We start from the raw sequence: 16678 nt of genomic DNA, 5'->3' as shown, positions 1-16678 counted from the left end.
CTATTAAATCAGCGGCGAAGCGGAACTAAATTCCTTTGCCGCCTTCTCTCGGTAAATACAGACCGTGAGAAAGAATGTATTGGTGCACGTCGGCAGTGAGCCCCGGAATCGTTTGGGATCGGGCAGGCTTTTCGAACAAAGCTTTGCGAATGGCTGTTGAAGAGTACGGCGCCGGTTCGCTTCTTGTAAGTACGATAAGACCGTTAGGCGCCGGATTCGAACCGAGATCCTGGGCCGGAATTAACGGAAACTTTCCTTCATAAGGATCGTCGCCCAATTCACCGTCACGCGTATAAATTAAGAGGTTGCATAGAAGCGGAAATTTTTCCCATAAGACCCAAGTCTTGAGATTTTTCCATTGATCCGAGCCCATGATGAAATAAATCGGGGTCTCCGGACCGAACTCTTGCCTGAAGGAATAGAGCGTATCGATGGAATAAGAGGCGCCGGTGCGCTCCAGCTCTCGTCGATCGATGATAAGTTTGTTTTGGTATGGAGCAAGCGCCATGCTCAGCATGGCGACTCGATCCTCTCCAGAGGCGCGGGCGGTTTTCTGCCAAGGACGGGTCGGAACGAAGAATACTTTGTCCAGATGGCATTGCTCCAGGGCATCGAGCCCCATTTGAATATGGGACTCGTGCACCGGATCAAAGGTTCCGCCGAAAACGCCGATTCTCAATGAGAGGCTCCTTTGAATTCAAGCTCGGTCGAAATCATTTTCTTCGGTCCGAACTCAGGATCGGTTTCAACGGCAAAGAAACCGTAATGGATAGGATGGGATTCCTTGTTGGTCGCAAACCAATAACGCCAGGGAGAATCTTCCTTGGCCACACTGGGCTCAGGGATTTCAAGCTTTTTGATTTCTCTGGGCTTCAAATTAACGCCGATGCGGAATGGTCCGAAGGAAACATTCGAAAAAGCTTCCGGCAGTGCAGGACAGAGTTCGCCCTCGGCGGTGACGGCCTCTGCCTTTGCTTCGGTCAGTTCTCCGCGCTCACCGATAATGAACCAAATGTTCTGCCCGATGACTTCGGGAGGAGGCACTTCGTCCTCGGCAGGCTTTTTCTTAGCCTTTTTCTTAGGCTTCGGTGTTTCTTGGATCGGAGCGGAATAGCAAAGGTAGTCCGTACGATCGGGTAAGTGATGCAGACTGCCTCCGAACGCTTTAGTCACAACGGAAAGGGGCGTGACGCCGAGCACAATCGGAAAATCTCCGAACTGAATGACAGAGGCGGGATTCTGCTCCAATGTGAACTGCGGAGTGGATAAGCCTTCGGGGTAGTCAAAAGGTTTCGGGGTCGGATCGGCCGGAAACGGACCGGGCAGGGGCGAGGTCGTTTGTGCGAAGGCACTGACACAAGCCCCGAGTCCGAGCGCTGCGATAAACGAAAAAAGTTTAGGGTGGCGCATAAAGAAATAATTAAAGTGCTCTGTAACCGATGTCTTTACGGTACTGCATACCGTCGAAATGAACTTTGTCCAGAGCTTTGTAAGCCTTGTCACGGGCCTGATGCAAATCGTCACCGAGTCCTACAACGCAGAGAACGCGGCCGCCGCTGGTGACCAGTTCGCCTTTATCGTTGAACTTAGTGCCGGCGTGGAAAGTGACTGTGTCGTCGTCTTGGAGCTCAACGCCTGAGATAACGTCGCCTTTTCTCGGGGCTGTCGGATAGCCTTTGGAAGCCAGAACGACGCCCAAAGCACAGCGGGGATCCCATTCGGCAATGACTTTGTCTAAAGAGCCGTCAATGCCGGCTTCAATCAGCTCGGAGAAGTCGCTCTTTAAGCGAGACATGATGGGCTGAGTTTCCGGATCGCCGAAGCGGCAGTTGAATTCCAGCGTTTTAACCGTGGGTTTTCCGGAGGCATCTTTGCTGATCATCAGTCCGGCGTAGAGGAAACCCGTGAAGACGATGCCGTCTTCCTTCATGCCTCTGACCGTCGGATAAATGATCTGATCCATAACCATCTGATAAATCTCGGGCGTTACGACCGGAGCCGGGGAGTAGGCGCCCATGCCGCCGGTGTTGGGACCCTTGTCATTGTCGAGAAGTCTCTTGTGGTCTTGACTGGTAGCCATCGGAAGAACGTGTTCGCCGTCCACCATAACGATGAAACTGGCTTCTTCGCCGTCGAGGTAATCCTCAATGACGATACGGGCGCCGGCGTCACCGAGTTTGTTGTCTTGGAGCATGAAGTCGACGGCTTCGTGCGCGTCTTCTTCCGTCATGGCGACAACGACACCTTTGCCGGCGGCTAGACCGTCGGCTTTGATGACGATCGGAGCACCTTTGCGGCGGACATAAGCATGAGCCACTTCGGCATCCGTAAAGGTTTCGTATTCGGCCGTCGGGATGCCGTGACGTTTCATAAAGGCCTTAGCGAAGTCCTTAGAAGATTCCAGCTGGGCAGCTTCTTTGGTCGGTCCGAAGATCTTTAAGCCGCGGTCGCGGAAGATGTTGACAACACCCTTGGCGAGCGGGGCTTCGGGACCGACGACGGTGAAAGCAATATCGTTGGAAGCAGCGAAATCTGCGAGTTCGTTCAAGTCGGTGATAGCCAAATTTTCAAGGTTCGGCGTACCTGCCGTTCCGGCATTGCCCGGAGCAACATAGACTTTTTCAACTCGCGGAGATTGGGCCAAGCGCCACGCCAGGGCGTGCTCACGGCCGCCGCTTCCGATAACTAGAATCTTCATGGGATTTCTCTAATTTTCAAGGTTGAACAGAGTAATTATTCAAAGACGGCAGTGGTGTAAACCTCAGAGACATCATCGAGGTCTTCCAGAGCGTCGATGAGGCGCTGCATGCGTTCTGCATCGTCACCGGTAAGAACGGTTTCAGAGTCGCTCTTCCAGGTAACTTCAGCAACTTCGGGTTCCCAGCCTTTGTCCGTGAAGGCTTTGTGCAGAGCTTCGAAAGCGGCCGGATCGCAAGTGACTTCGATGGAGCCGTCTTCTTCGGTTACCACATCATCGGCGCCGTTATCAAGAGCGACTTCCATGACGTCGTCTTCTTTCAGTCCGGGAGCAAAGAGGAAATAGCCGCAGTGCTTGAACATGAAGGAAACGCTGCCGTCTGTACCGAGGTTGCCGCCGTTCTTGGAGAGGATATGGCGAACGTCTGCAACAGTACGGGTTCGGTTGTCCGTGGTGCAGTCGATGATCAGAGCTGCGCCGCCGACGCCGTAGCCTTCATAACGGATTTCTTCGTAGTTGGCGCCTTCAAGCTGACCGGTGCCTTTCAGAATGGCATTTTTAACAGTGTCCTTAGGCACGTTGGCTGCCCGTGCTTTCAAGAGAGAGAGTCTCAGACGCGGATTCATGTCCGGGTCTCCGCCGCCTAAACGAGCTGCGACGATGATTTCACGAATGACTTTGGTCCAGAGATTGGAGCGCTTTGCATCCTGACGGCCTTTTCTATGTTGAATATTGGCCCACTTGGAATGTCCTGACATTTAAAAGAGTCCTTAAAGCTATAAAAAGACAATCTCAAATTTTACCAAACGGAGGCCTATTACTTGCTTGGTTTTGGCAAGGTAGTAAAGGTCCGTAGTTTTGGAAGAACCTTGGCAAAATTCACGTGCGGCTGGCCCTTCTTGAGATGAGCCTTGGTAATGACGACATCAGCCAGCTCAGCAGTAGAAGAAACGTGCGTGCCGTCGCATGGATAGGCCTTTAAATCTCCCCAGGTGACGATGCGGAATCCGGTCTCCGGATCGATGTTCTCCTTGAAAGAAAGATTCTGAGCGACAACGTCCTTCAGCATCTCAGTAATTTGGTCAATAGACGGAATTTTGACTTCCTCGCGTTTCCGCTTGAATTCCAAACGAGCCTGTCCGGGAAAGCTGCTGCCTTTAGTGACGTCCCAGTCACCCATGCCTTCAATCAATGCGGAGATAACATGAGAAGCCGAGTGGAGGCACGTATTGAGTTTCCGTCTTTCGACATTGACTTTGGCAATCGCTTTGCCAAGTGGCACTTCCTGCTTTGCGATGTGGCAGATTTTTCCGTTCTCGTTTTCAAAAACCTTAATGACCTCGCTCTTACCGATAAAGCCGGTGTCACAGGGCTGTCCTCCGCCTTGAGGATAAAACGGGGTGCGGTCCAACGTGACAGAAAAAGTCCCGTCTTCGCTAGGAATGCATTCCAGGACGGAGACTTCGGTTTCAAGGGTTTTGTCAGTCAAAAATAATTTTGTGGTCATGATGTGATCGATGCGTTGTGAGAAGTCCGCTTATTCGTTTCTCTAGATTTCGGAGCGCGGCATATATTAAGCCAGCAGTCTGACTCGGTTATCGATTTGCTCTAAAAGTTCTCGATGTTTTTCAGCCATCCAGTCAAGAAAGGTTTTGACGCGCCGGTACTTAACAAAATGCTTGGTGGAATAAAGGTAGCAGCCTGCAGCCGGCCGTTTCCAGCCAGGGAGCACGTTAATAAGTTTTCCTTCTTCCAGCTCATCAATGCAGTGAATCAAGGGAATGTCTCCGGCGATACCGGCGCCGAGCAGACATGCGTTTTTGAGGTCGCTTAGAGACTGGAACGACAGGCTCTTCTTCCATTTCAACTGTTTTACAACACCGCCGTTTTGCAGTTCCTGCGTTTTTGTTCGCGTGCCGCCCGTGTAGGAGAGTCCTGTGTGCGCAGCGCATTCTGACGGGTCGACGATATGCCCGTGTTTTTTAATATAGCCCGGGGAGCAGCAGGGTATGAACTCCATTTTTCCTGAGTAGCGGGAAACGATGTCTCCGGTCCCGGGAACGCCGTACCCAATAGAAACATGAACGACTTTTTCGGGATGGTTATAGAACACTTCTTCGGCTTTAGATGTGAGCGTGATGAGCTCAAATTCTATTTTCGGGAAGATTTGCTGGAATTCAAGAAGCTGAGGCGTCACAAAAAGAGGTCCGATACCCGCAGGGATGGCAAGTGTGATCAGACCTTCCATGCGATCTTTGTCGCCTTTCAGAGTTTCGAGCATCAGTGCGTGCTGAGCAAGAAGTGCTTTGGCCATTGCATAGGCCTGATCCCCGAAACTTGTTGTCTGCAGCGGCCTTCGGTTGTGTACCAGCAGCGGACTGCCTAACTCTGCTTCCAATGAGTTGATTACTCGGCTCAGCCGTGAAGGTTCGATATCCGCAAAATCTGCCGCAGCGTTTAATCCTTGTTTTTCGACAACCAGGCAGAAAAGTTTCCAGCACTCGAGATCATTGGTACGCGCCGTCATATCTAATTGCTCGAAGAGATGAGATTGATTGCAATTTTAGCAATTTAAATTCTTTAAAAAATAATAAGTTAGGGATTGTTCTAGAGGCTTCTACGGGGATTAATTCTATTTTTAGCAATTAATGGTTCATTAGATTGGTATTAACGCAGAGACATAAAAAATTAATACTTCTACATGAAGTCAACACCAAACCTCATAACTTCAAGGAAAACAAAATGTCTTGGCAAATCATCAGCGCGATTGCCTTAATCATTCTGGCAATCGTAGCCATCATTAAGAAAGTCGAAACCCGCATGACGCTCCTGCTTGCAGGCTTCGCAATGTGCGTTCTGGCAGGCCATCCGATGGCGGCTTTCCAGTCTTTCATTAAAGGCATGGTCAACATCAACTTGGTCCCGCCGATCTGCGCCGCGATGGGTTTTGCGGCTGCTGTAACGTTCTCTAAGTGCGATGAACATCTGGTTGTTCTTCTTGCTTCTCCGCTCAAGAAGATCGGCGGCTGGCTGATTCTGATCGCGACCGTCGTGACCTTCCTCATCAATATTGCCATTATGAGTGCTGCCGGAACTGCAGCGACGGTCGGCGCCACACTGATTCCGTTAATGATCAGAGCCGGCATCAAACCCGCGGGCGCAGCAGCAGCTGTCGGCGGCGGCACGATGATGGGACTTTTGGTCAACCCCGGATGCGCCCATGACATCTTTATCGCCAAGCTCGGCAACTCTCCGATTATGGACTTCGTAAGTTATGCCGCTCCCTACATTTTCGGTCTCTTCCTCCTTTCTGCCGTCATCTCTTCTCTGATTATGTGCTTCTACTTCAAGGACCAGAAGCTTGAAGCCAAAGACCTTGCCGGTTTTCAGATTGAAGAAAACCGAGCTGAATTTAAAGTAAATCCTCTTAAAGCGATTGCACCTGTTATTCCGATGATCCTCCTCATCATCAGCTCCGTCTGGTTTCCGAAGAGTGGTCTGGATGTCGTTGCTTCAATGATTATCGGTGTGGTCTACATCGCTCTAATCTGCCTGAAGAACCCGAACGAACTGGTTAAAGCATTCTTTAAAGGTATGGGCCAGGGTTACGGTTCCGTGATTGGCCTCATCGTTGCTGCCGGTGTATTCGCTGTCGGTATGAAAGAAATCGGTCTGATCCCGGCTTTCATCGACATGCTCAAACAGTCCAATGAAATCGCTCGCTGGGGTGCATCCTTCGGTCCCTTCCTGCTTGCCGTCTTAACCGGTTCCGGCGAAGCCGCTATCTGGGCCTTCAATCAGGCGGTTACTCCGTCGGCTGCCAGCTTCGGAATGAATCCGGAAGCCCTGGGACTGCTCTGTGCAGTGGCCGGACAGTTCGGCCGCACGGCTTCGCCTCTGGCCGGCTGCATCATCATCGTCGCCGGTATTGCCAAAGTTAGCCCGTTTGAAATCAGCAAGCGTGTCGGACTCTCCATGCTCATCTCCTTAATCGTCGCAGCTCTTGTTCTGGTGTAATCATGAGTACGTTTGACCTGTTAATTAAAGGCGCCCGAGTCGTCGATGCCAAGAATCTCCGCGATGAAATTACGGATGTCGGTATAAAGGGCGGGAAAATTGCAGCAGTTGCTCCGAAACTAACTTCCTCTGAGGCTTCCGAAGTCATGCAGGCTCAAGGCCTCCTGCTTCTCCCCGGTTTGATCGACAGCCATGTTCATCTCGGCATTAGCGCCTGCGGATTCAAGATGGTGGCAGCAGCCGGTGTAACAACTTGCTTAGACATGAGCGGTAATTCCGGCGATCTTGCCCGCATCGTAAAAACTAACGGTGCTGCAATTACCTACGGAACGCTTGAAGCGATTCTTCCGGGCAAGAACGTCCCGACGAATGATCCTTCAACCGAAGAAATCGCTGCTTTCGTCAATAAGGCGTTAGCCAACGGAAGCTACGGAGTCAAAATCCTCGGTGGTCATTTCCCGCTGACGCCGAAAGCGAATGAACGTCTTGTTAGGTACTGCCAGGAAAACGGTGTTTACATTGCGTGGCACGCCGGTTCTACGGAAACCGGAAGCGATTTAAGCGGAGTCAAAGAAGCTGTAGCCACCGCAAACGGAGGTTTTCTGCATCTTCCGCACATCAATGCTTACTGCAGAGGGTGCCCCGAAAAGGCTGCTGCTCTTAGCATCGTCGTACTTCAAATTCTGGAAGCCAATCCGAACATCGTCACAGAAAGCTATCTGTCCTCTCGAAACGGATCGAATTTAGTGTGTGACGAAAACGGCATCCCCAAGTCCGCGATTCCCAGAAAGTGTCTGGCCAATTTCGGATTTTCTCCGGATAAGAAAGGCCTTGTGGACGCCATTCTTTCCGGACGCCTCTCCGTGATGAAAGATGTACAGGACCAAACCATCCTTATCAGCGGAAAAGAGGGCGCTGATTACTTCCTGGACCAGAACACCAATGTTTCAGGAAGCTTTGCCGGAATGAATCCGCTTTCTTCCAGAGTCCTCTGTGCTACAGCCAGAAGAGGCTCGTCCCAGGCCTTCACGGTAGATGCATTGTCTACCGACGGCGGCTGCATTCCCCGCAACGTCACGCTGAAAGCCGGATTGGAACTGGTGGATTTAGACGGCCTTACGATGCTTGAGTTCGTGAAAAAGGCCTCTCTCATGCCCGCACGGATTTTGAATCTGCCTTCTAAAGGTCATCTCTCCGTGGGTGCTGATGCAGATATCTGCCTGGCAGATCCGGTCGCTAAGGCACCGGTCCGAGTCATCTCCGGCGGGAACACCGTTTTTGAAAACGGAAAGATTTTTAACGGCGTCCCCACAGCCTTTACGACAAGCAAGGGTCTGTCCTTCTACAGCAGCCAAGGCATTCCCGCTCGTGAAGTCAATCCCTCATTCGAACTCCTCAATCGTCTCAATTAATACTAATCCCAAGGAATAGAAAATGAAGAAACTTATTACTGTTGCCGTTCTCGCAGCCGCTGCCTCCGTTGCTTCTGCCGAAACTAAAGTTGAAGTGTTCGGTTTCTTAGATCAGGGCCTGACCTTCATCCATGAAAATTCCAATAAAGGAATGATGTCACCCGTCGGACAAAGAGCGCCTAATGTCCTGAAGAACGGTAAAGTTGCTCGCCAGGGCGCGACAAGCCGCTACATGGAAGGTACTGGCAACGTATCGACATGGGGCATTAAGGCCAGAGAAGAACTCAATTCCGACTGGTCCGTGCTCGTTCACTTAGAACAGGGCTTCTTGGCCGATGACGGTGCCGAATACATCAAAGGCAAAGCCTTCGAACGCGAATCAAGCTTCGGCATTCAGTCTAAGACCTGGGGTACGTTAAAGATGGGCCGTATGCCGGCCATGCTGACGGGCTCCGGAACAACCGGACTTTTCAACAGCAGAGTTAATCCGTTCGGCGCCGGCTGGGGCAATATGACCGGCGGCTGGAAGTTTGTCGGCACGCTTGCCTCGGCTCGTCATGACAACATGATCAATTACCGCTCTCCGTCCTTCAGCGGCTTGGAATTCCACTATCAGTATTCCAACGGCGCCTCCGATGAGAACGAAGGCACATCCAAGACAAACCGCTACATGGCTGCTGGCGTGACTTATACCCAGCCGAAGTACTTTGTTGCCTTAGCTGCCGACTGGCTTAATGTTCAAAGTGCGGATCTGAAGGCCGGCGGCTGGAAACTCAGAGACGCCTATAAGGTCTTGCTCGGCGGTCACTATAAGTTCGAACCCGCAACCGTTTACGGAACTGTGGAGTACATGAAGAACATCGCCTATATCGGCGGTTACGCAACCAAAGAATTTGCTCCGGTTGCGGCTGAGCAAAACACATCGGCTGCTGACGGCAAAGTCGGCGAAAACAAAGGCTTCAAAGCTCTGGCGTTCTCCCTCGGTACTCAGTTCAATGCACTCGGCGGAACAGTAAAAGTTTCTGCCGGCACAGCCTTCGGTAAAAACCAAAACACAACCGAGAATAACGACTTCTATCGCTTCAATGCTGGTTTAGGTTATGTCTATCCGTTAAGCAAGAGAACTTCTGTTTACGGTATCGGCGGCTTCTTCCTGCAGCATGCAGATTGGCAGGAAGAAAATATCAAGTCTCGTGAGTTGATCGTCGGTTTAATGCACCGCTTCTAACTTGGAGGGCCAGGACGGCGGCTTCGCCGTCCCTCAATGAGAAAGGAGAGAGAAATGTTAGGCTTTGAAATGACATCCGCCGGAAGGGATAAAATCGATGCGGCTGACGGTTTACAAAAACACGACACCAATTGGTGGTTGCACCGTATCAATCTTGCCAGTCTGATTAGCAACTTGGAAGAAAATCTTATTGATTGGGACAAGGCCGGGCGCATCGTCAAGGCGATGCGGGAAGTTGAGGCTGCAGCCGAAAACGGCGAATTGCCGAAATTCAATACCTACATCCATTTTGAACCTGAGATCCTGAAGCGTGCCGGCATGGACTGCTCCGTGATGCATGTCGGGCGCAGCAGTCAGGACATCCTGGCGACAGTCGAGTTCGGACTGAACAAAGAAAGAATCGCGGCAGCGGTAGAACAGATCGTCCGCATTCAAAAGAGTCTGTGTGACCTCGCCGAAAGAGAATCCGGTAAAGTCGTACCGGCTTATACCAACGGTGTTCAGGCTCTCCCGGAGAGTTACTCCCACTACATTTTGGCTTTTGCGAGAGCTTTCAGCAGAGAAACCGAGCGCTTCATTCAATGTTTCGGCAGATACGATGTCTGCCCGATGGGCGCCGGTGTTCTAAACGGAACGGCATGGCCGCTGAACCGTAAACGTATCGCAGATCTCCTCGGCTTTGCGGCACCGTCGGAAAATGCTTTTGATGCCGGACAGATCGCAGGCAACACATTGCCTCTGGAGCTTTCTCAGATTGTTGTTTCCGTGATGACGCTGATTTCGGAATTCCTAGCCGATTTCTCTTCTCAGTACCACCACTCTTATCCTTGGGTCGTCTTAGACCTCTCCGGAAGTACCTACGTCTCAAGCGCAATGCCGCAGAAGAGGAATCCGGGTTTTGTGAATGATTTAAGACGCGACTGCAGTTTTGTGATTTCGGAGGCGATCAGCTGGCTTCTTCGTCTTCAGAATTTGCCGACAGGAATGCCGGACGAACGAGATGAACCGCTAATTAATGAGTTATTCAAGGATGTTAAGAGTGTTCTCGGCCGTTTTGATCGTGTCGTCAACGGGCTGCGGGTTAAGGAAGACAATGCCCTAAAGGAAATAGCTTCTGATTGGACATGTACTCAGGAAATCGCCGACAGACTCGTATTGAAAGGAATTGATTTCCGCACCGGTCACGGCTTTGCAAGCTCTCTGGTTACCTGGGCCCGTGCTCAATCCAAAACTCCGGAAACGACGCTCTATAAGGAAGTTTGCGAAATCTGGAAAGACTTCTTGAAAGAAAGAGCACAGATGCCGTTCCCTTTGACGGAAGACGAGTTCAAAGCCGCATTGGACCCTCGCGCGATCGTGGAAGGGAGGCGGACTGCCGGAAGCTGCTCGGCCGAAGAAGTGAAAAAACTCCTTAAGACTGAGAGAAATCATATCGAGGACGCAGAAAGTTTCGTTCAGCGTTTTACAAAAGGCCAAGAGACCTTTATGAAGCTTCTTGATCAGGCGGCAAAAGAAATAGGCGGTGCAAATGACCAATAACTCAAATCGCTGGAGGTTTCTCATTACGGCCTGCTTGGTGAACTTCTGCACCGGGTCGATCTATGCCTGGAGTGTCTTTGCCGGTCCGAAAGCCGAGCAGATGAGCCAGCTCAATAACGTTCTCTATACAGCCGGAGATCTGGCGATTGTGTTCGGCTTGGCTAACGCCGTCGGACCTCTGCCCATGATCCTGGGCGGTTTTGTCAACGACCGCTTCGGTCCCGGATGGCTGATGACCGTCGGAGGACTCTTGATCGGAAGCGGTTTATTCTTGTCGGGCAGCGCCTCGGATTTGTCCTCTTTAATCCTGAGCTATTCATTGCTGTTCGGTCTTGGCCTCGGACTGACGTACGGCGCCACAATCAACACATGCGTGAAACTGTTCCCCGACAGGAGAGGTTTTGCGGGCGGTATGGCCACGGCCTTTTACGGACTGTGTTCGGTCGTTCTTCCCCCAATCGCGCATGCGCTGACAACGAACTTCGGTATTCAAAGCGCATTCGAAATTGTCGGAGCTGTCTGCGGTGCGGTGATCTGTGCGGGCGGTCTGCTTAGCTTTATCTTTGTCGACAAAAGCTCGGCGAATCCGCCAGCAAACAACGCAGCAGCCGGTTTGAGCTGGCGGGAGATGATTGCGACTAAGCGGTTCTGGAAAATGCTGTTTTTCCTGTGCTGCGGGGCCGTCTCCGGAATGATGATCATCTCGCATTCAGCCGGCATTGCTAGTAAACAGGTAGGTCTCACGGCGGCAATGGCTGCAACGGCAGTCTCTTACCTGGCCCTGATCAACACTCTCGGCCGAGTTGCCGCGGGTGCCGTATCCGACCGGCTCGGAGCCTGCCAAACCTTGATTTTGTCCTCCGTCCTTACGGCGCTTGGAATGGCTTTGCTGCTCATGTGCAGCAACGGTTCAGTGGCTTTGTTCTTTGCAGCACTGACGTTGGTCGGTTTCTCGTTCGGCTCTTTCATGGGGATCTACCCCGGATTCACGGCGGCTGCCTTCGGCGCCAAACACAACAGCGTCAACTACGGGATTATGTTTGCCGGTTTCTCCTTTGCCGGTGTTTTAGGTCCCTGGATCATCAAAACACTCTCTGCCGGCGGCAGCTTCAGCTCGGCCTATTTGATTGCCTGCGGCATTTCGTTGGTGGGGGCGGTGACAGGTTACATAATCACGAGACAAGATTTGTAACACGTATTAACATTGAGGCCTGAAGATCTGATGAGAGACAAAATCATCGGATCATCAGCCCGTCTAAGATAAATTTTTCCTCTAAGCAGCACGGCAGACGGGTGCTAACGCTCATCAATAGGAGATTTCATGAAGAAGTACGTTTTGCCCTATGGACAAGGCTCAAAAGAAATCGAGCTCGACGAAACCCTGGTTCTGAAGGAAGTTCGCACCAAAGAATTCGAGCCGATGAAAAACATTCCCTACGAAGTTCTCGAGGCGATCTACCACCCGATTGGATGTCCTCCCATCAACGAAATCATTAAACCGGGCCAGAAAGTTGCTTTCATCTGCAACGATCCTACCCGCGTCGCAAACAGCTTTGATTTCATGCCGGTCCTCGTCAATGAGATGAATAAGCTCGGCGTCAAAGATGAAGATATGCACATCGTCTTCGCCTTGGGTACACATCGTCCTATGACAGAAGAAGAAATGGTTCAGGCAGTTGGCAAGGACGTTGCTTCTCGTTTGAAGATGTACAACAGCCTCTGCAACGAGCAGGAAGACTTTAAGTACTTCGGTACGACTTCCCGCGGAACACCGGTTTGGATCAATAAGCATCTCTGCGACGTCGACCACGTTATCCTGACAGGTACGATCGTTCACCATTACTTCAGCGGATACGGCGGCGGCCGTAAGGCTATTCTCCCGGGATGCGCCGCTATGGAAACAGTGCGTGTCAACCACAGCTTCATGCTCGATCCGGCGGCCGGCCTCGGAAAAACGACCGGCAATCCCTGCTACGAAGACCAGATGGAAGGTGTGGCACTTTTCGCTAAAGGACGCTCCCTCTTTTTGTTTAACGCCATCCTGAACGCGAAGCACCAGTTCCTCAAGATGTTTGCCGGCGACTACATCAAGGCTCATAAAGAAGCCTGCAAGTTTGTGGACGAAGTCTACGGCAGCGTCATCCCGAAGGAAGCTGATCTAGTGATTGCCTCCTGCGGCGGATATCCGAAAGATATCAACGTTTATCAGATGCAAAAAACAATGGACAACGCAGCCTGTGCCGTTCGCAAAGGTGGCGCCGTCATCATGGTGGCCGAATGCGTTGAAGGAAGCGGATCTGCGGTTCTGGAAGAAGCTTGCCGCCGCCTCGGTTCCCCGCAAGCCATTAAAGCCGAACTCGAGAAAGATTTTCGTATCGGTGCAAACAAGGCTTACGCCGTAACGCGCTTAATGGAAAAAGCCAAATACTACTTAGTGACTGCTTTAGATCGTAAGATGGCACGCGACATGCTGTTCTCAGGTGCTTATGACACGATCGAAGAAGCTTTGGCAGCTGCGGAAAAAGAAATCGGTAAGGTGGAATCCGTTATCGTTATGCCGGAAGGCTCTCTCACGGTACCGCGCGTCGAAGAATAATCTGTCGCGCAGCTCATACAAAGGACGCTTCGGCGTCCTTTGTCGATTAATGAGCTTTTTGTCCGAGAAGCTGATCGAAATATCCCGAGAGCTTCTCCATCGGCTTCCATTGAGCCGAAGCAAAGAGCGGGAAGGAAGCCAAGAGATGCTCAGCCTCTGTGCGCTCTTCCTCGGAAAGACGCTCGAAGTCTTCTCTTTGGATGTGCATTTCAAACGCTTCCGGACTGACCTTGCGAAGCCGGAAGCGAATCTCGCCTTTGTTCAAGCCGGCAAAGAAACGGTTCATTGCCGTTTCGGTTTCCCCGACAGCGGTGAGGTCGGAGGCGAGAACTTTTTGGTTGTAAGGCAGACGCGTCAGCATACAAGGCCGTGCAGCCTGATCCCAGCGGTCCAAGCCGGTTAAGGCACCGACTTCGCGATTGTCCTGCTTAGAAAATTCGGCTTCAGCCAAAGGTGAGTGGATTTTCAGTTCGCTCAATGCCTTCAGTCCGGGACGGTAATGAGATAAGTCCGAATGATTTGTACCGTCGCAGAGCGGAAGATCCGCTGCCCGTCTTTTGAGCTCAAGGAACAAGTGCTTCTTGCAGAAGTAGCACCGATCCGTGTGATTAAACTCAACGGCTTCCATTTGCAGAGGGTTGAGATCAAGAAGCTCCATCTCAAAGCCGTTATCCAGCGCCCACTGCACGGCTTCCGCTGTCTCTTCCGCAGAAATGTGCGGGCCTCTAACGGTGAGAAGTTTGACGGTGTATCCCAGATACTTGGCTGCAAAGCTCAGGAAACGGCTGTCCAAACCGCCGGAAAAAGCGATCGCGAGCCGTTTATCAGGCGCAATCTCAGAAAGCACCTTTTCAAGACGAGACAGGCGCGGATCGTTATTCAAAGCTTTTTCCTAACGCGAAAGTTGCGCCGTTGGGAACGCCTTCATAGACATAGGTCCCATACACGGTTTCAATTTTTTCGATAACCATTTGCGGCCACGGACCAAACTCAGCTCCGAAAGCCTTGAGAAGGGCGATACCTGTCGGCGTCACAGTTTCTCCTTCGGCACCGAAGGGGCGGACCGGAATGCCGACTAAAAGCGCCTGGACAGCCGGCGCCGGAGACGGAATCACGCCGTGGGTACAATGAATGTGTCCGTCGGCAATCGGAAGCGGGCTGACAATGAGATGGTCCGGATTCAAACGAGTGAAGAGCTCGCAGTTAAAGCAGATATCCAAAATGCTGTCTAATGCACCGACCTCGTGGAAGGTCACTTCTTCGAGTGCCATGCCGTGCACTTTGCCCTCGGCTTCAGCAACAAATCCGAAAGTTTTAAGCGCGAGTTCCTTGGCTTTGTCGCTCATCAGGGCTTTTTCAATGATGGCGCGGACATCGGACAGTCGACGGTGCTCATGTTCGTGAGGCAGCTCTACACGGCAGAAGGAGCCGCGGATACCGCCGACAAATTTGTCCTCAAGATGGACCGAACCTTTGAGCTCGGAAAAGATTCCGTTCAAAACGGAGTCTGCTTCTTCATTGTTCATGTCGAGCATGCACATTAAGCCGCACAGGAACATATCTCCTGCGATGCCGGAATGGAGACGAATCGTGAGAATTTTTTGACCGGCTCCGTGACTGTGGTGTTCGTGATGGTGATGATGGTCTTCGTGGTCATGATCCGCATGGTCATGATGGTGAACATGCTCTTCGCAGTGATCGTGAGCGTGGAGAGATTCGATATCGTGGGAATGAGGAGTCATTTGATTAGCATCCGAAAGAGCTGAGGGTTTTAGCGGCAGTGCAGGCGGCGCCGAAACCATTGTCGATATTTACGACCGAAAGTCCCGGAGAGCAGCAGGCTAAGAGACTGTTCAGGGCAGTTTTTCCGCCGTCACAGACGCCGTATCCCACGGAAGTGGGGACGCCGATGATGGGCCGGGAGGTGAGTCCCGCAAGAACGCTGCCGAGTGCGGCTTCCATGCCGGCCACGGCAATAATGATGCGGTGGCGGTTGATCTCTTCGATTTTGCTTTCCAGGCGCCAGAGGCCTGCTACGCCGCAGTCTTCAAATACTTGGAAGGGAATATTCATGAATTCCAGCGTACGCGCGGCTTCCCAGGTGACGAAGCCGTCTGCGGTTCCGGCGGAAACGACAGCGACACTTCCTTGGTGTCCTTGATCAAGCTTTTTGCAAAAGGCGGTACGGGCCAATGAGTCAAAAGAATAATGCCGGCTTACTTCGGCGGGACAGGAGGAGAAGACCTCTTCACTGAGCCGGGTAAAAAGAATTGCCGGCGCATCCGCTTTGGAGAACTCTTCCATGAGACTGTAGATGACCTCACGGGACTTGCTTTGGCAGAAGACCGCCTCAGGAACCGAGGTGCGGGCAGCTCGGTCATAATCAAAAAGAACGCGATTTTTTGTCATCGTCGAGGAGTCTCCTTTAGCCGAAAGTGCTGAGATATCCGCTCATTTTATTCGATGCGGCGGCGCCGTAAATTTAGGCAAAGACCGTACTTGTCAGTCAATTTTCTGCAGACGGTAGGCCTTAGAGCCGAGTCCTTTCCTTTCGGCATAATCGAGAACGTCGACGGAATGTTCGCGTTCCCATTCTTTGCGCCTGAGTTTGGCAGATTCTGATTGACCTTTTGGGCGGCAACGCCCAAGAGGTCTATTTTTTGGCCCTGGTTTAATTATTTACATGTAGATATGTAGTAGATATGTTATAATTAGACTCAACAATTGAGGTGGTCTATGTATGTCTCTACTTGCAAAGGCGGAGCCAACGGGCAATACACTTATGTCCGGCTCATGGAGTCTTATCGGGATGAAAACGGAAAGGTCAAGCACAAGGTCGTGCAGAAATTGGGGCGGCTCGACATCCTTTCTCAGTCAGATCCAAACTACTTGGAAAATTTGAAGAAGAAGTATCAGGAAGACTATGCGGAAAAGAGCCGCCTTCAGTCGCTCAATCGACTCGCACAAGTTCAAAGTCTGCTTAGCTTTGACAACAATTCTTCTGCCGGCGCTCCGCTTCCTCTGCTGCAGTACGGACATTACCTCTTAAAAAAGATCTGGGACGATCATCTTCATTTGGATAGAAAGCACTACTGTCCAAAATAAATTTGAACGATTGACATAGCCCCAATGCAAACATGCTGGCGATCCGATAAAGTTGATTTTTGCGAAATAAACAAACGGAACGC

Annotated in this window: 16 protein-coding genes; 7 read left to right on the top strand and 9 right to left on the bottom strand. The window is 51.5% G+C overall.

Features of this window, described 5'->3' with window-relative positions:
* Positions 1-25: 25 nt before the first annotated feature.
* The 6 genes from nadD to ACZND6_RS08300 form a co-directional block, all read right to left on the bottom strand.
* Positions 26-679 carry a nicotinate (nicotinamide) nucleotide adenylyltransferase gene (gene nadD / locus ACZND6_RS08325; RefSeq protein ID WP_412650463.1) on the bottom strand — a complete coding sequence of 218 codons (654 nt, stop codon included), beginning with the start codon at positions 677-679 and terminating at the stop codon, positions 26-28.
* The gene (locus ACZND6_RS08320; RefSeq protein ID WP_418806261.1) at positions 676-1410 is read right to left on the bottom strand and encodes a hypothetical protein; all 735 of its coding nucleotides are present in this window, start codon (positions 1408-1410) and stop codon (positions 676-678) included. Before ACZND6_RS08320 ends, nadD begins: the two co-directional genes overlap by 4 nt.
* 10 nt (positions 1411-1420) lie before the next feature.
* Complete coding sequence (gene purD / locus ACZND6_RS08315) at positions 1421-2698, bottom strand: phosphoribosylamine--glycine ligase (protein WP_489524543.1); 1278 nt, start codon at positions 2696-2698, stop codon at positions 1421-1423.
* Positions 2699-2733: 35 nt separating this feature from the next.
* Positions 2734-3456, bottom strand: coding sequence for a YebC/PmpR family DNA-binding transcriptional regulator (locus ACZND6_RS08310; protein ID WP_008863644.1), 723 nt, complete (start codon positions 3454-3456; stop codon positions 2734-2736).
* A 59-nt stretch (positions 3457-3515) separates the two neighbouring features.
* Positions 3516-4205 carry an alanyl-tRNA editing protein gene (locus ACZND6_RS08305; protein ID WP_489524542.1) on the bottom strand — a complete coding sequence of 230 codons (690 nt, stop codon included), beginning with the start codon at positions 4203-4205 and terminating at the stop codon, positions 3516-3518.
* A 66-nt stretch (positions 4206-4271) separates the two neighbouring features.
* The gene (locus ACZND6_RS08300) at positions 4272-5225 is read right to left on the bottom strand and encodes a LysR family transcriptional regulator (protein ID WP_293737024.1); all 954 of its coding nucleotides are present in this window, start codon (positions 5223-5225) and stop codon (positions 4272-4274) included.
* A 215-nt stretch (positions 5226-5440) separates the two neighbouring features.
* On the opposite strand from ACZND6_RS08300, the gene dcuC reads away from it, so the two are divergent.
* The 6 genes from dcuC (at position 5441) to ACZND6_RS08270 (ending at position 13490) form a co-directional block, all read left to right on the top strand.
* Positions 5441-6715, top strand: a complete 1275-nt coding sequence (gene dcuC, locus ACZND6_RS08295; RefSeq protein WP_418806267.1) for a C4-dicarboxylate transporter DcuC — start codon at positions 5441-5443, stop codon at positions 6713-6715.
* 2 nt (positions 6716-6717) lie between these two features.
* Positions 6718-8127, top strand: a complete 1410-nt coding sequence (locus ACZND6_RS08290; protein ID WP_293737021.1) for a dihydroorotase — start codon at positions 6718-6720, stop codon at positions 8125-8127.
* Between the two features lie 22 nt (positions 8128-8149).
* Positions 8150-9355, top strand: coding sequence for a porin (locus tag ACZND6_RS08285; RefSeq protein ID WP_489524541.1), 1206 nt, complete (start codon positions 8150-8152; stop codon positions 9353-9355).
* A 54-nt stretch (positions 9356-9409) separates the two neighbouring features.
* Positions 9410-10894: a lyase family protein gene (locus ACZND6_RS08280; protein WP_489524540.1), complete on the top strand. Its 1485-nt coding sequence runs from the start codon at positions 9410-9412 to the stop codon at positions 10892-10894.
* On the top strand, positions 10884-12086 hold the full coding sequence (locus tag ACZND6_RS08275) for an L-lactate MFS transporter (protein ID WP_370748513.1): 1203 nt from the start codon (positions 10884-10886) through the stop codon (positions 12084-12086). The genes ACZND6_RS08280 and ACZND6_RS08275 overlap by 11 nt, the downstream gene beginning before the upstream one ends.
* Before the next feature lie 129 nt (positions 12087-12215).
* Entirely contained in the window at positions 12216-13490 is a 1275-nt protein-coding gene (locus ACZND6_RS08270) for a nickel-dependent lactate racemase family protein (protein ID WP_293737017.1), read from the top strand.
* 46 nt (positions 13491-13536) lie between these two features.
* On the opposite strand, the gene larE is transcribed toward ACZND6_RS08270, so the two are convergent.
* From larE to larB, 3 genes are read right to left on the bottom strand one after another with little or no spacing between them, the layout of a single operon-like run.
* The gene (larE, locus tag ACZND6_RS08265) at positions 13537-14373 is read right to left on the bottom strand and encodes an ATP-dependent sacrificial sulfur transferase LarE (RefSeq protein WP_293737016.1); all 837 of its coding nucleotides are present in this window, start codon (positions 14371-14373) and stop codon (positions 13537-13539) included.
* Positions 14366-15232, bottom strand: a complete 867-nt coding sequence (larC, locus tag ACZND6_RS08260; RefSeq protein WP_293737015.1) for a nickel pincer cofactor biosynthesis protein LarC — start codon at positions 15230-15232, stop codon at positions 14366-14368. Before larC ends, larE begins: the two co-directional genes overlap by 8 nt.
* 4 nt (positions 15233-15236) lie before the next feature.
* Positions 15237-15899, bottom strand: a complete 663-nt coding sequence (gene larB, locus ACZND6_RS08255; RefSeq protein ID WP_293185288.1) for a nickel pincer cofactor biosynthesis protein LarB — start codon at positions 15897-15899, stop codon at positions 15237-15239.
* Positions 15900-16226: 327 nt separating this feature from the next.
* Here larB and ACZND6_RS08250 point away from each other — a divergent pair, with 327 nt between their 5' ends.
* On the top strand, positions 16227-16595 hold the full coding sequence (locus tag ACZND6_RS08250; RefSeq protein ID WP_489524539.1) for a hypothetical protein: 369 nt from the start codon (positions 16227-16229) through the stop codon (positions 16593-16595).
* Positions 16596-16678 lie beyond the last annotated feature (83 nt).

This window comes from Parasutterella sp., from assembly GCF_057870745.1.
This window is presented reverse-complemented; position numbering and strand designations above follow the sequence as displayed.

Bases quoted from the DNA above. Each gene is read 5' to 3' on its own strand.
- ACZND6_RS08270 (WP_293737017.1), top strand. From the start codon at position 12,216: ATGAAGAAGTACGTTTTGCCCTATGGACAAGGCTCAAAAGAAATCGAG.
- larC (WP_293737015.1), bottom strand. From the start codon at position 15,232: ATGACTCCTCATTCCCACGATATCGAATCTCTCCACGCTCACGATCAC.
- ACZND6_RS08275 (WP_370748513.1), top strand. From the start codon at position 10,884: ATGACCAATAACTCAAATCGCTGGAGGTTTCTCATTACGGCCTGCTTG.
- ACZND6_RS08310 (WP_008863644.1), bottom strand. From the start codon at position 3,456: ATGTCAGGACATTCCAAGTGGGCCAATATTCAACATAGAAAAGGCCGT.
- larB (WP_293185288.1), bottom strand. From the start codon at position 15,899: ATGACAAAAAATCGCGTTCTTTTTGATTATGACCGAGCTGCCCGCACC.
- ACZND6_RS08290 (WP_293737021.1), top strand. From the start codon at position 6,718: ATGAGTACGTTTGACCTGTTAATTAAAGGCGCCCGAGTCGTCGATGCC.
- ACZND6_RS08285 (WP_489524541.1), top strand. From the start codon at position 8,150: ATGAAGAAACTTATTACTGTTGCCGTTCTCGCAGCCGCTGCCTCCGTT.
- ACZND6_RS08305 (WP_489524542.1), bottom strand. From the start codon at position 4,205: ATGACCACAAAATTATTTTTGACTGACAAAACCCTTGAAACCGAAGTC.
- ACZND6_RS08300 (WP_293737024.1), bottom strand. From the start codon at position 5,225: ATGACGGCGCGTACCAATGATCTCGAGTGCTGGAAACTTTTCTGCCTG.
- ACZND6_RS08250 (WP_489524539.1), top strand. From the start codon at position 16,227: ATGTATGTCTCTACTTGCAAAGGCGGAGCCAACGGGCAATACACTTAT.
- ACZND6_RS08320 (WP_418806261.1), bottom strand. From the start codon at position 1,410: ATGCGCCACCCTAAACTTTTTTCGTTTATCGCAGCGCTCGGACTCGGG.
- dcuC (WP_418806267.1), top strand. From the start codon at position 5,441: ATGTCTTGGCAAATCATCAGCGCGATTGCCTTAATCATTCTGGCAATC.
- ACZND6_RS08280 (WP_489524540.1), top strand. From the start codon at position 9,410: ATGTTAGGCTTTGAAATGACATCCGCCGGAAGGGATAAAATCGATGCG.
- purD (WP_489524543.1), bottom strand. From the start codon at position 2,698: ATGAAGATTCTAGTTATCGGAAGCGGCGGCCGTGAGCACGCCCTGGCG.